Here is a 12,442-nt window from a genome sequence, read left to right as displayed (position 1 = left end):
TCCACATGTCAATCCTGGACGAACCATTCGCTGATCATGAACAATCACTCGTATGGACCTGCGTCGCCTGCGCCTGCTGCGGGAACTGGCCCGGCTCGGCTCGATGCGCCAGGTCGCCGACGAGCTGCACGTCACCACGTCGACCGTGTCGCAGCAGCTCGCCGTGCTGGCCCGCGAGGTGGGCACCGAACTGGTCGAGCCGCACGGCCGCCGCGTCCGGCTCACCCCGGCCGGGCGCCGGCTGGCCGAACACGCCGTGACGATCCTCGCCGCGGTCGACGCCGCCCGGCTCGACCTGGACCCGCGGGCCGAGCCGGCCGGCACCGTACGCGTCGCCGGCTTCGCCACCGCCGTCCGGCGCTCGCTGCTGCCGCTGACCGCCCGGCTGGCGGCGGACCACCCGGGGGTGCGCCTGCGCATCCACGAGCACGAGCCGGCCGAGGCGTACGCGGCGCTCGCCGCCGACGACGTCGACCTGGCGCTCACCTACGACTACAACCTGGCCCCGCTCTCGCCCGACCCGGCGCTGGACGCCACACCGCTGTGGTCGGCGGCCTGGCACCTCGGGGTGCCGGCCGACATGCCGCCCGGCCCGGCGGCGGACGCGCCGGCGGTGTTCGACCGGTTCCGCCACGCGGACTGGATCGTCAACTCCCGCAACACCGCCGACGAGGTCGTGGTCCGGACCGTCGCCTCGATGGCCGGCTTCGAGCCCCGGATCGTGCACCGGGCGGACAGCCTCGACCTGGTCCAGGACCTCATCGTCGCGGGGCTCGGCGTCGGCCTGCTCCCCGCCGACCAGCCCACCGGGCCCGGCGTCCGCCTGCTGCCGCTGACCGGACCGCCGGCCCTGCTGCGCGCCTACGCCCTGACCCGGCGCGGCCAGGCCGCCTGGCCGCCGCTGGCGCTGATCCTCGACCTGCTCACCACCCCGCCGCCGGACACCCCGTGACCCATGACCGCGCCCGCCCGCGAGGGCGGCCGGTCAGAGCATCGTCTGCGACTTGGACTCCATGTCGGCGGCCGCCTCCTCCTTCGACTCCCTGGTGAGGGGCTTGCCGCCGGGGGCGGCCGCCGGGCCGCCGAGCGGGTCGGCGCCGCCGGTCGAGCCCTGCGGGCCGGCGCCGCGCAGCTGCTCGTTCGGCATCAGCAGGGTGACCAGCACGGCCAGGATGGCGATCAGCCCGGTGGTCAGGAAGACCAGGTGCAGGGACTCGACGAACGAGGCCTGGATGGCGGCCCGCACCGGCCCGGGCAGCGCCAGGACGGTCGCCGGGTCGTTGATCGAGATGTTGGCGCCGCCGCTCGCCGCCACGGCGGCGCGCTGGTCCGGCGGGAGCTGGGCGATGGCCCCCGGCAGCCGGCCGGCCAGCTCCCCGGTGAGCCGGGACGACAGCAACGCGCCCAGGATGGCCACTCCGAACGAGCCGCCCAGCGAGCGGAAGAACGTCGCCGAGGAGGTGCCCGCGCCCAGGTCCCGCGGGTCGACCGCGTTCTGCACGGCCAGGATCAGCGACTGCATGCACAGGCCCAGCCCGACGCCGATCACCACCATGTAGCCGAAGGCCGCCCACAGCGAGGTGGCCACCTGGAGCTGCCGGAACAGCAGCATGCCGGCGACCAGCACGGCGGCGCCGGCCACCGGGAACCACTTGTACCGGCCGATCCGGCTCATGGCCCGCCCGGTGATGATCGAGGTGAAGATGATGCCGGCCATCATGGGCAGCATGAGCAGGCCGCTGCGGGTCGGCGAGGCGCCCTTGACGATCTGGAGGTAGAGCGGGATGAAGATGATCGACCCGAACATCACCAGGCCGAGCACGAAGCCCGCCGAGTTGGCCAGCGCGAAGGTGGCGCTGCGGAACAGCCGCAGCGGCAGGATGGGCTCGCGTACCCGGGCCTCCTGGAGCACGAAGAGCGTGCCGAGCACCGCGCCGGCCACGAACAGCCCGATGATCACACCCGAGCCCCAGGCGTACTCGTTGCCGCCCCAGCTCAGCGCGAGCAGCAGGCAGCTCACCCCGGCCACCAGCAGCCCGGCGCCGACCCAGTCGACGGTGTGGTCCCGGCGCTGGAACGGCACCAGCCGCATGACGTGGTAGCAGACCACGATGGCGAGGATGGCCAGCGGCACGTTGATGTAGAAGATCCACCGCCAGTTGGTCTCCGCGAAGTAGCCGCCGACCAGCGGGCCGGCGACCGAGGAGATGCCGAAGACCGCGCCGAACAGGCCCTGGTAGCGGCCCCGCTCCCGAGGTGGCACCACGTCCGAGATGATGGTGAACGCCAACGTCAGCAGGCCGCCCGCGCCGATGCCCTGCACGCCCCGGGTGACGATCAGCTGGGTCATGTTCTGCGACAGCCCCGCCAGCAGCGAGCCGAGCAGGAACGTGCCGATCGAGAAGAGGAAGACCGGGCGGCGCCCGTAGAGGTCGGCCATCTTGCCGTACAGGGGCGTCGAGGCCGTGGAGGCCAGCAGGTACGCGGTGACCACCCACGAGTAGTGGTTGATCCCGCCCAGCTCGCCCACGATGGTGGGCAACGCGGTCCCGACGATGGTCTGGTCGAGCGCCGCCAGCAGCATGCCGGTCATCAGGCCGAACATCAGCAGGCGGATCTGGCGGGCGTGCAGCACGGGACGAGCGGCCTGGGCTGTCATCCCGCTTCCTTTCCCACCGGGGGCGGATCATGCCCCCGGTAGGAGAAGAAGTGTCAGTGCTTTCCCTCGGCGAACTCCTCGACGATCTTGTCGCAGAAGGCCGGCAGGTCGTCCGGCTTGCGGCTGCTCACGAGGCCGTTGTCGGTGACGACCTCCTGGTCGACCCAGTTCGCGCCCGCGTTGGTGAGGTCGGTGCGCAGGCTCGGCCAGGAGGTGATCGTGCGGCCGCGCACCACGTCCGCCTCGACCAGCGTCCACGGGCCGTGGCAGATCACCCCGACCGGCTTGCCGGCCTCGAAGAACGCCTTCACGAACCGCACCGCCTCCGGGTCGGCCCGCAGGAAGTCCGGGTTCGCCACGCCGCCGGGCAGCACCAGCGCGTCGTACGCCCCCGCGTCCGCCTCCTTGGTGGTCACGTCGACCGGGTACTGCTTGCCGTGGTCCAGGTGGTTGAAGGCCTGGATCGAACCGGACTCGATCGAGACCAGCTCGACCCGGGCGCCGGCGTTCTCCACCGCCTCGCGGGGCTTGACGTACTCGACCTCCTCGACGCCGTCGGCGGCCAGGAACGCGATCCGCTTGCCCTGCAGTGTCGCTGCCATGGTGGTTCTCCTCTCCGGGGTGTGCCTGCACCCGTTCCCGGGCGTGACCGGCCGAAACCGGACGCCGTGGGTGGCCCGCACCGCAGGTTTGGCCGGTCCCGCCCGGGGGACCCGAAGGGGCATGGCAGGAGCAGCAGCGGAAGAGCGCCGGCTCGCCACCGTCGTGGCCGGTTGGCAGGGGCGTCCCGTGCTGGTCGTCGGCGACGCCATGCTGGACGAGTGGCGGTTCGCGGAGTCGGAGCGGCTCTGCCGCGAGGCGCCCGCGCCGGTCCTCACCCTGCGCCGGCGGATCTCCGCCGCCGGAGGGGCGGCGAACACCGCCGTCAACGTGGCCGCGCTCGGCGGCCGGGCCGCCCTGGTCGCCCCGGTCGGCGCCGACGTCGCCGGTGACGAGCTGCACGACTGCCTCGACCGGGCCGGCGTCTGGGACCGCACGGTCAACCAGCCCGGCCGCCCCACCCCGGTGAAGCGGCGGATGCTCGCCGGCAACCAGATCCTGCTCCGCGAGGACTCCGGCGACCCGGACGACGCGCTCGACGACGACGGGGTGGCCCGCCTGCTGACCGCGCTGCACTGCGCCACGGAGGAGCTGCGGGCGGCGGCCCCCGGGCAGCCGCCCACCCTGGTCGTCTGCGACTACGGCCTCGGCGCGCTGCCCCCGGGGGTGCGCGCCTGGCTGGTCGCCAACCGGGACCGGTACGCCACCGTGGCGCTCGACGCGCACGACCTGGCCGACTGGCGCGGCCTCAACCCGACCGTGGTGACCCCGAGCTTCGCCGAGGCGACCCGGCTGCTGGCCCGGGCGGCCGCCGGCTTCGGCGGCGGGCACCGCAACGCCCCGCGCGGCGCGACCGCCGCCGACCTGCACCTGGACCACCTGGCCGACCCGGCCGACGGCCCCTCCGAGCTGGTCGTCGGCGCCGCGCCGGGCGGGGCCGGGGAACGGGAGCCGGGCAGCCCGCACCCGACCTCCGGGGCCCCCGCCGCCGAGCACGACGGCGGGGTCGCCGGCCCGACCGGCGAGCCGACGCCCGCCGAGGAACGGGTCGCGCTGACCGGGGACGGGCTCACCGTCACCGGCACCGGGGTGACCGTCAACGCGGCGGCCGGTGCGGGCGTGGACCGGGCCGTGCTGGCCGAGTCCCGCCTGGACGAGCTGCGCCAGCACACCGGCGCGGACGTCGTGGCGGTGACCCTGGACACCGAGGGCGCTGTGGTCGGCGGCGCCGACGGCGAGCCCCGGCGCAGCCACAGCACGCCGGTCCCGGCCAGCCACGCCGTGGGGGCCGGGGACGCGTACCTGGCGGCCATGACCCTGGCGCTGGCCGCGGAGGCGAGCCTGCCGACCGCCGCGCAGCTCGCCCAGCTCGCCGCGACCATCACCGTCTCCGACACCGGCACCTGCGTGTGCCGGCGGGAGGACCTGCTCGACTCGCTGGGCACCGGGCCGGAGGAGGTCGGCCGCCCCACCCAGGTGGGCGCCGAGGAGCTGACCGCCATCGTCGCGGAGCACCGCCGGGCCGGCCGGTCGATCGTCTTCACCAACGGCTGCTTCGACGTGCTGCACCCCGGGCACGTCCGCTACCTGACCCAGGCCCGCGCGCTCGGCGACCTGCTGATCGTGGCCGTCAACTCGGACGGCAGCGTACGCCGGCTCAAGGGCCCGGACCGGCCGGTCAACCCGGTCGAGGACCGCACCGCCCTGCTCGCCGCGCTGGAATGCGTCGACCATGTGGTGGTCTTCGAGGAGGACTCCCCGGCGAAACTCATCGAGGCGGTCCGCCCCGACGTCTACGTCAAGGGCGGCGACTACCCGCCCGAGATGGTCCCGGAGGCGCCGCTGGTCCGCCGGCTGGGCGGCCAGGTGCGCACCCTCGGGTACGTGCCGGACCGCTCCACCTCGGCGATCATCGACCGGATCCGGGCGCACCCGGTGATCCCGCCGGTCGGCGAGGGCAGGCCGGCGTGAACCGACCGCTCGACCTCGGCGTGCCCGACGGGTTCCGCCGCCCCCGGCAGCTCGACGTGCTCATCCCCACCCGCAACCGGCCCGCCGAACTGGCGGTCACCCTCTCCGGGCTGGCCGCGCAGGAGGGCGTACCCGACTTCGGCGTGGTGGTGAGCGACCAGTCCGACGGCGACCCCGCGTACGGGCACCCGGCGGCGGCCACCATGGTCCGGGCGCTGCGCCACCGGGGCCACCCGGTGCTGCTCACCCGGCGGCTGCCCCGGCGCGGGCTGGCCGAGCACCGCGCCTACCTGCTGGACCGGTCGGCGGCCCGGTACGTGCTCTGCCTCGACGACGACGTCTGGCTGGAGCCCGGCACGCTGTCCCGCCTTGCCACCGCCATCCGGGAACTGGGCTGCGGGTTCGTCGGCAACGCCGTGCACGGCCTCTCCTACGCCCACGACGTGCGCCCGGAGACGCACGGGCACTACGAGGAGTGGCAGGGGCAGCCGGTGCCCGAGCGGATCCGCCCCGGCAGCCCGGAGTGGCAGCGGGCGTCCATCCACCCGGCGGCGAACCTGCTGCACGTCACCGAGAAGCTGCGGCTGCCGGCCGGGGCGTGGCGGGCGTACAAGGTCTCCTGGATCGGCGGGTGCGTGCTCTACGACCGGGCCAAGCTGGTCGACTCCGGCGGCTTCGACTTCTGGCGCCGGCTGCCGGAGCGGCACCAGGGCGAGGACGTGGCCGCGCAGCTCGCGGTGCTGGAGCGGCACGGCGGCGCCGGCGTGCTGCCCAGCGGGGCCTACCACCTGGAGTCGCCGACCACGGTGACCGAGCGCGAGGTGGAGGCGTGGGAGGTCGTGGCCGCCGGGTCCGACACCCCGCAACCGGCCTGAGCGGCTACTCCGCCAGCAGCTCGCGGGCCGCCTCGACCACCTCGGCCACCGGCACTTCGGCCACGAACGAGTCGCGGTGCGGGCACTCCCCGCCGCCCGGCCGGTGCGGATAGATGTCCCGCGTGCAGTCGATGCCGCACACCGGGCAGTGGGTGGTCCACGAGGCGATCGGCCGGTGCCGGACGCGCAGCGGGGTCGCCCCGTTGATCAGGTTGCCGATCCAGTAGATGCCCACCGTCGGGGCGCCCACCGCGGCGGCCAGGTGCAGCGGGCCGGTGTCGTTGGAGACCACCAGCGCGCAGCCGGAGTACGCGGCGCCCAGCCCGCCCAGGCTCAGCGTGCCGACCTGCGGCCGGACCGGCACGCCCGCCGTGGCGACCACCTCGTCCACCGTCTCCCGCTCGGCGGGGGTGCCGGTGACCAGCACCTCGTACCCGTCGCCAACCAGCGCCCGGGCCACCTCGCCGAAGCGCTCCGGCGGCCAGCGCCGCCGGCTGTCGGTGGCCCCCGGATGCAACGCCACCCGGGGCCGGGTCGGCTCGCCGAGCACCTCGCGGGCCTCGGCCCGGTCGGCGTCGGTCACCGCCAACGCCGGGGTGATCGTCACCGCCCCGGCACCGACCAGGGCCACCGCCTCCAGGTAGCGGATCACCTCGTGCTGGTAGTAGACGTACCGGATCCAGCGGTCCAGCGGCGGCGCGTCCTCGGCCCGCAGGCCCGCGGTGACCCGGGCGCCCAGCCCCGCGATGATCGGGTTGGAGTTGGCGCCACCGCCGTGCAGTTGCAGGGCTAGGTCGAACCGCTCCTTGCGGGCCGCCGCCACGAAGTCCGCCAGCTCGGCGGGCGCCTCGTCGGGACCGAGCTCCCGGATGCCGGGCGCCGGCGGGACCACCAGGACCCGGTCCACCGGGCCGGGGCGGTCGCGCCAGAGCTTCGCGTGCCACGGCGCGCCCAGCAGCACGATCTCCGCCGACGGGTACGCGGCGCGCAGCGCCTCCAGCGCCGGCAGCACGAAGATGAAGTCGCCGAGCGCGTTCGCCCGCAGCACGGCGATCCGCTCGACGTCGGGGACGCGCTCGCCCACCGGGCCGAGCACCGACGACGGCTCCAGGTCACGGCGCGGCGACAGACGCGCCGAGCTGGAGTCGTCGGACGAGGTGGTCACGCCACCCCTACGGCCGGTCGATCTCGTCGGCCGTGGTGTCCGGGTGATGCAGCTCCCGGTCGGCGGCCGGGTCGACGAAGGTCCGCGTACCCCCGGGGGTCGTGCTCGGGCCGGTGCGGCCGACGGTGATGGTGCGCGGCGCGGGCCGGGCCGCCCGGGGCAGCCGCACCCGGAGCAGGCCGTGGTCCATCACCGCGTCGATCCCGTCCGGGTCCACCCGGGACGGCAGGTCCACCCGGTATTCGAAGCCCCGGGTGGTGAAGCCGCCGGGGATGCCCTGGTCGGCGTTGACCTCGGCCTCCGACCGGGCCCGCACGCACAGCTCGCGGTCGTCCAGCTCGACGGCCACCTCCTCGGGCGCCACACCGGGCAGCCGGACGACCACCTCCCAGCCGTCGGCGACCTCGGTCAGCTCGACGTCGGGGCTGCCGCCGCGGCCCCCGACCAGGCGGCTCAGCTCGGCGCGCAGCGACTGCAGCTCGCCCATCGGGTCCCAGCCCTGCTGGCGGCCCCGCCAGCCCCGGCCGCCGCCACTCTGTTCCGTCATCGCACGTCTCCGATCCGCTGGGTCGCCGAAGGGGGGCGCAGCGAGCTGGGGGCGTTCAGGTCGTGCTCCGGGTCGACGCCCACGCCCAACCGGTCCACCAGTTCGCCGCCGAGCCAGGCGCTCACGCCGAGGATGGCCACGGCGACCACCTCGATGGCGATCAGCGCGCCGCCGGCGGCCCGGGAGTCGGCGTTGAGCCGGACCACCCAGACCGCGGCGAAGAGCAGGATCACCGCGACGTTGGCGGCGGCGTGGGTGAGCCCGACCCGCTTGGCGCGGGTGCCGGTGGGCAGGGCGAGCAGGTCGAAGGCACCGGCCGCCGCGGCCAGCAGGCCGCCGACGAGGCCGACCGTGATGTTCCAGTACGCCACCTCGCCGAGGAAGTCCGGCCCGCCCACCGTGTCGATCACGTCGAAGATCACCGCGGTCACGAGGAGGCCCACCGGGAACATCACCAGCATCGGGTGCACGGGATGGCCGAGCACCTTCAGTCGGCTCTCCATCTCCGCCTCCATCGATCGCGTCCGGGCGCGCTGCGGCTCAGTCCGTACCCGTGGGCTCCGGGGGCAAACCTCGCCGTCGACGCGCTCTCCTAGGCTGACGATGGCGGAAACCGGCCGTTCCCGCGCCGGAATCGCCGTCAAGGTCAACGGACGGGGGAGGCAGACGTGACGACACGGGAGATCACCAGCCCGGAGGAACTGGCGGACCTGCTGGGCGCGCCGACGCCGCGCGCGCGGGACAAGGAGCGCACGGTGCTGCACCAGCGGGACCGGGAGTGGCTGGCCGCCTCGCCGTTCTGCCTGGTCGCCACCGCCGGCGCGGACGGCAGCTGCGACGTATCCCCGAAGGGTGACCCGGCCGGCTTCACCCTGGTGCTCGACGAGACCACCATTGCCATCCCGGAGCGGCCCGGCAACCGGCGGGCCGACGGCTACCGCAACATCCTGGCCAACCCCCACGTCGGGCTGATCTTCCTGATCCCCGGCCGCACCGACACGCTGCGGATCAACGGCCGGGCCCGGCTGGTGGTCGACGCGCCGTACTTCGCCGACATGGTGGTCAAGGGACACCGCCCGGTGCTCGCCGTCGAGGTGGCCATCGAGCAGATCTTCTACCACTGCGCGAAGGCGTTCTTCCGCTCCGAGCTGTGGCGGCCGGAGACCTGGCAGCCCGACGCGCTGCCCACCCGCGCCCGGCTGGTCAAGGAGGTCGAGGCGCCGACGGAGAACCTCGCCGACCTGGAACGCCACTACGGCCCGGACTACGTCAAGACCATCTACACCTGATCCTCCTTACTCGACCGCCGCCCGCCGAGGACGTGTTCGATTGGGACCGCTTCCCCTGCGGTACCTTTCACCTCCCTGCCGGAGCGAGCCCGGTGGACCGGCCAACCGCGCCGTGCCCGCCGGGCTCGCTTCGTGTGGCGCGTATCGTTGCCGCCCGTGACCGACCTCGGACCAGGCCCACCGGTGATCACCGTTGCCACCCCGGCGGACCGCGGGCGGGTGGTCGACTCGCTGGTCGCCGCCTTCGCCGCCGACCCCGTCCTGACCCACCTCTTCCCCGACCCGGCCAGCTACCCCCGGCACGCCGCCGCCTTCTTCGGGCACCTCTTCGACAAGCGCGTCGCACGGAAGACGATCTGGACGATCGGCGGGGGCGCCTCGGTGGCGATCTGGGAGCCGCCCACCCCGTCCGAGCCGGGGCCGGCCGACCCGCTCGCCGGCCGGCTGCCCGCCGACGCGCTGGCCCGGGTGCGCGCCTACGACGAGGCCGTGCACGCCGCGCTGCCCGCCGGCCCGTTCTGGTACCTCGGCGTACTCGGCACCCATCCCGGCAGCGCCGGCCGACGCTGGGGCCACGCCGTCATGCGAGCCGGGCTGGGCCGGGCCGCGGCGGACGGGCTGCCTGCCGTGCTGGAGACCAGCAACCCCGCCAACGTCAAGGTCTACCGCCGGGCCGGCTGGCACGTGGTCCGCGAGGTCGCCGAACCACTGCCGACCTGGATCATGCGACAGCCGGGCTGACCGCGGTCAACTCCAGGTCAACCTGCTGACTTCCCGCTTGAACTGGGTGAGGCTCACGGTGGTCCCCTCCGCCGGCGTCAGCCGCAGCGAGTAGGTGACCTCCCCCACCGCCCACCACAGGGTCCACGAGCGTTCCGCCGCGCCGGTGATGACGCCGTCGTGCGCACCGATCGCGACGGCCGTGCCGCTGGCGGGTCGCCTCACCTCGGCCGTGCGGCCCGCGCTCACGATGAGTTGCAGGCCTTCCGGACCGTTGTAGCCCTGGTACCAGCCCTCGTTGGTGGAGTCCCACTCCCCTGGGTGCGGGCTCCACCGCTTGTCCGAGCCCAGGTCCGGCAGGTCACGTGCGAAGTAGGTCGGCGGGAGTTCTGCGGAGGCGGCATCGCGGAGCACCCGGTCGCCGAGAGGCTCCGGCAGCGACAGCGCGACGGGAACGGCTGAGCCACTCCTGGTGCAGTCGGCCGCACTCAGGACGCGGGCCTTCACCGCCACGACCACCTGGCCGCCGTCCTGCCCGGTGATCGCCGCCCCGGGCTGCACGAGCTGCTTGCACTGCACACTCGTTCCGGCGTACACGGTGACGGACGTGCCGTCCCGGGCGACCATCGCCGACAGCCACGGCAGGGCCGATGGCGCGTCGGTCGGCGCCGGCTGCCGGGGCGCCACCTGATCGGTCCCGCGCTGCTGCCTGACGAAGAGACTGCCGACCAGCGCCAAGCCGATGGCGGCAGCCGCGACCACGAGGGTGACCCACTTTGTGCGGCGTGCCCGGTCGGTCGGCAGGGATGCCCGCGTTGCTTGGCCGCTGACCGTCAGCTCGGGCCGTCCGTCGTCGGTTTCCATCAGCCGCCTTCACGTCGTGTGCAGGAGCGGATCGTACGCGAGCATCCGGGTGCAACCGGTGACGCGTTCGATGGCGGGATCGGCCTCGAACCCAGGCCAAGGACCCTGGCTTCTGCACCGAGCCCGAACCGTCGACCTGCCCTTCACGAGGTCAGATAGCCGCGTCGCCACCACGAGGCGCCATGGCTGTTCTTCCCCCTTGTGCGGTTGCTTCTTCCGGCACGGCACTGGGTGGGGTGAGACGTCGGCGCTCCCGGGGTGTCGCGGCTGGATCTGCCGCGGCGTCGGGTGACAGTGGCTGTGGCGTCTGCGTGCCGTTGCGCAACGCCAACTTCCGGTCGCGGGGTGACGTGATCGACCTTGGAAAACGGCGAAGTCCAGGCCGATTGACCTGGGCTTCTGTACCGAGCCGCCTGACGGAATCGAACCGTAGCGCTCCCCCGCCGTTGGTCGACCTCTTGCGGACTAGATGCGGACTGCCAGATCAGGCGGCAGAGAGCGTCAGTTTGGAAGAGTGCGATCAACGGGCTGAGATGCGCGTAAACGCCTGCGGCCGGCGGTGGAGCTGCTGGCCCCTCGTGCCCGCTCATGACCGCTGCCCGCCACGGTTACTGGCCCGTGGATGGCCCCGAGGGGTGGGCGAGGAACACCACTTGGTCGTCGGCCAGCTCGTACGCCATCATCGGCGGGCAGCTGTGATCGCCTTCGGGGCTGTGATCGCCTCCGCCGTATACGAGCACACGCTTGTCGAGGGTCTTGCCAAGTGTCCGAAGGAATCCGCAGAAGACGTCCAGGCGTTCCTGCCCCTGCATCTCGAACAGGCTGACGTCGCTGTCAATCTCATCCGGGCTTGACGGTCGAACGGTCCACTCCATGGCAGGGTCTGGCCAGACACGCAGGGGCCAATCTTCGGGGTCGGCGGTGAACAGATCGGCTGCTGACGCGGGCGGCGGAAGCGTCTGCTCCCGGAAGTCGTATTCACACCGCCAACCCTGGGACCGAATCAGCCGGAGCAGGGTCTCCTAGTCGGTCAGAGTCATGCCAGGCACGACGACGTCGGGCAGGCTGCCGTTTTCGTACGGGTCGAACCACTCTCTGACGTCGTCCCACCGGAGATCGCGCATCCGGCCATTATCTGGATCAACGCCGAGATGTCACACGCTGCGGCTCACGCTTCGCGAATCTCCTCGTCGGGCAGTCGTAGACCGTTCAGCCTCCCCGGACGGGGACAAGGTGGAGCGCCCTACCGGACGAACGACCTGGACCCCATCCGGGGAGGCTGGACGCCCTTGTGGTGCCCGGCGAGGGGATCTGCGGCTGATCTCTGAGGAGGGTCGGGGTTCGGGGCGGAGCCCCGAGGTCTCCTAGCTCCTGGTCGTCCCCATGCATGGCCGGCCGGCCCGGCCGATGCCGGCCGGAGGTCGCCAGCAGGCCGGGGCCGGGTCGGCGCGGCCCGCTTGCGGGCCGCCTTGATCCATAAACGAACAATTCGGCAGTGCGCGAGCCTCGGGAGCCCGTCCCTTCGGCAGTGCCCTCCGTCGACTGATACGCGACAGTCGTCCGGCAACTGATATGCGACACCCTCAGCGCGCTGATCGCGGCTACTTAGAGACTTTCTGCAGGGTCGATGTCCGGCCAGACTCGGTCCAGGTGCCCGGCGAGACGCTCCCACATTGCGGCTGCCCACCGGTGTCATTGGTGTGGCTCTCTCATGGCCTGCGGTCTCGCCGGGCACCGCGCGAGGAGTGGCTG

General features: G+C 73.3%; 12 protein-coding genes. 6 read left to right on the top strand and 6 right to left on the bottom strand.

What is annotated here, in order from left to right:
- Nucleotides 1-52: 52 nt before the first annotated feature.
- Nucleotides 53-952 carry a LysR family transcriptional regulator gene (locus ABZS80_RS18260; RefSeq protein WP_355057227.1) on the top strand — a complete coding sequence of 300 codons (900 nt, stop codon included), beginning with the start codon at nt 53-55 and terminating at the stop codon, nt 950-952.
- Between the two features lie 33 nt (nt 953-985).
- Here the strand turns inward: ABZS80_RS18260 and ABZS80_RS18255 are convergent, their stop codons facing one another.
- Together ABZS80_RS18255 and ABZS80_RS18250 are read right to left on the bottom strand one after the other, a co-directional pair.
- On the bottom strand, nt 986-2,659 hold the full coding sequence (locus tag ABZS80_RS18255) for an MDR family MFS transporter (protein WP_355057225.1): 1,674 nt from the start codon (nt 2,657-2,659) through the stop codon (nt 986-988).
- A gap of 53 nt (nt 2,660-2,712) precedes the next feature.
- Entirely contained in the window at nt 2,713-3,261 is a 549-nt protein-coding gene (locus tag ABZS80_RS18250; protein WP_355057224.1) for a type 1 glutamine amidotransferase domain-containing protein, read from the bottom strand.
- A gap of 121 nt (nt 3,262-3,382) precedes the next feature.
- Between ABZS80_RS18250 and rfaE2 the strand changes: the two genes are divergently transcribed.
- A complete protein-coding gene (gene rfaE2 / locus ABZS80_RS18245) occupies nt 3,383-5,230 on the top strand; it encodes a D-glycero-beta-D-manno-heptose 1-phosphate adenylyltransferase (protein WP_355057222.1) in 1,848 nt (615 codons plus the stop codon).
- On the top strand, nt 5,227-6,105 hold the full coding sequence (locus tag ABZS80_RS18240; RefSeq protein WP_355057220.1) for a glycosyltransferase family A protein: 879 nt from the start codon (nt 5,227-5,229) through the stop codon (nt 6,103-6,105). The genes rfaE2 and ABZS80_RS18240 overlap by 4 nt, the downstream gene beginning before the upstream one ends.
- Before the next feature lie 4 nt (nt 6,106-6,109).
- Here the strand turns inward: ABZS80_RS18240 and ABZS80_RS18235 are convergent, their stop codons facing one another.
- From ABZS80_RS18235 to ABZS80_RS18225, 3 genes are all read right to left on the bottom strand, one after another.
- The gene (locus ABZS80_RS18235; RefSeq protein ID WP_355057619.1) at nt 6,110-7,216 is read right to left on the bottom strand and encodes a glycosyltransferase family 9 protein; all 1,107 of its coding nucleotides are present in this window, start codon (nt 7,214-7,216) and stop codon (nt 6,110-6,112) included.
- 61 nt (nt 7,217-7,277) lie between these two features.
- The gene (locus ABZS80_RS18230; RefSeq protein WP_355057218.1) at nt 7,278-7,817 is read right to left on the bottom strand and encodes an Hsp20/alpha crystallin family protein; all 540 of its coding nucleotides are present in this window, start codon (nt 7,815-7,817) and stop codon (nt 7,278-7,280) included.
- Entirely contained in the window at nt 7,814-8,320 is a 507-nt protein-coding gene (locus ABZS80_RS18225; RefSeq protein WP_151464205.1) for a DUF2231 domain-containing protein, read from the bottom strand. The genes ABZS80_RS18230 and ABZS80_RS18225 overlap by 4 nt, the downstream gene beginning before the upstream one ends.
- 165 nt (nt 8,321-8,485) lie before the next feature.
- Here ABZS80_RS18225 and ABZS80_RS18220 point away from each other — a divergent pair, with 165 nt between their 5' ends.
- Nucleotides 8,486-9,106, top strand: a complete 621-nt coding sequence (locus ABZS80_RS18220; protein ID WP_355057216.1) for a pyridoxamine 5'-phosphate oxidase family protein — start codon at nt 8,486-8,488, stop codon at nt 9,104-9,106.
- A gap of 156 nt (nt 9,107-9,262) precedes the next feature.
- On the top strand, nt 9,263-9,847 hold the full coding sequence (locus ABZS80_RS18215) for an N-acetyltransferase (RefSeq protein ID WP_355057214.1): 585 nt from the start codon (nt 9,263-9,265) through the stop codon (nt 9,845-9,847).
- A gap of 6 nt (nt 9,848-9,853) precedes the next feature.
- Here the strand turns inward: ABZS80_RS18215 and ABZS80_RS18210 are convergent, their stop codons facing one another.
- Entirely contained in the window at nt 9,854-10,690 is an 837-nt protein-coding gene (locus tag ABZS80_RS18210; RefSeq protein ID WP_355057212.1) for a hypothetical protein, read from the bottom strand.
- Between the two features lie 635 nt (nt 10,691-11,325).
- On the opposite strand from ABZS80_RS18210, the gene ABZS80_RS18205 reads away from it, so the two are divergent.
- Nucleotides 11,326-11,544 (top strand): hypothetical protein, encoded by a 219-nt coding sequence (locus ABZS80_RS18205; RefSeq protein ID WP_355057210.1) that lies wholly within the window; start codon nt 11,326-11,328, stop codon nt 11,542-11,544.
- The last annotated feature ends 898 nt before the right edge of the window (nt 11,545-12,442 follow it).

Source organism: Micromonospora sp. NPDC005305 (assembly GCF_040607315.1).
Taxonomy (GTDB): domain Bacteria; phylum Actinomycetota; class Actinomycetes; order Mycobacteriales; family Micromonosporaceae; genus Micromonospora.
The sequence above is the reverse complement of the archived record's forward strand: the minus strand, read 5'-3'. Positions and strand labels throughout refer to the sequence as shown.

Excerpts from the sequence above, each read along its gene's own strand:
- ABZS80_RS18260 (WP_355057227.1), top strand. The coding sequence starts at position 53 with ATGGACCTGCGTCGCCTGCGCCTGCTGCGGGAACTGGCCCGGCTCGGC.
- ABZS80_RS18255 (WP_355057225.1), bottom strand. The coding sequence starts at position 2,659 with ATGACAGCCCAGGCCGCTCGTCCCGTGCTGCACGCCCGCCAGATCCGC.
- ABZS80_RS18250 (WP_355057224.1), bottom strand. The coding sequence starts at position 3,261 with ATGGCAGCGACACTGCAGGGCAAGCGGATCGCGTTCCTGGCCGCCGAC.
- rfaE2 (WP_355057222.1), top strand. The coding sequence starts at position 3,383 with ATGGCAGGAGCAGCAGCGGAAGAGCGCCGGCTCGCCACCGTCGTGGCC.
- ABZS80_RS18230 (WP_355057218.1), bottom strand. The coding sequence starts at position 7,817 with ATGACGGAACAGAGTGGCGGCGGCCGGGGCTGGCGGGGCCGCCAGCAG.
- ABZS80_RS18225 (WP_151464205.1), bottom strand. The coding sequence starts at position 8,320 with ATGGAGAGCCGACTGAAGGTGCTCGGCCATCCCGTGCACCCGATGCTG.
- ABZS80_RS18210 (WP_355057212.1), bottom strand. The coding sequence starts at position 10,690 with ATGGAAACCGACGACGGACGGCCCGAGCTGACGGTCAGCGGCCAAGCA.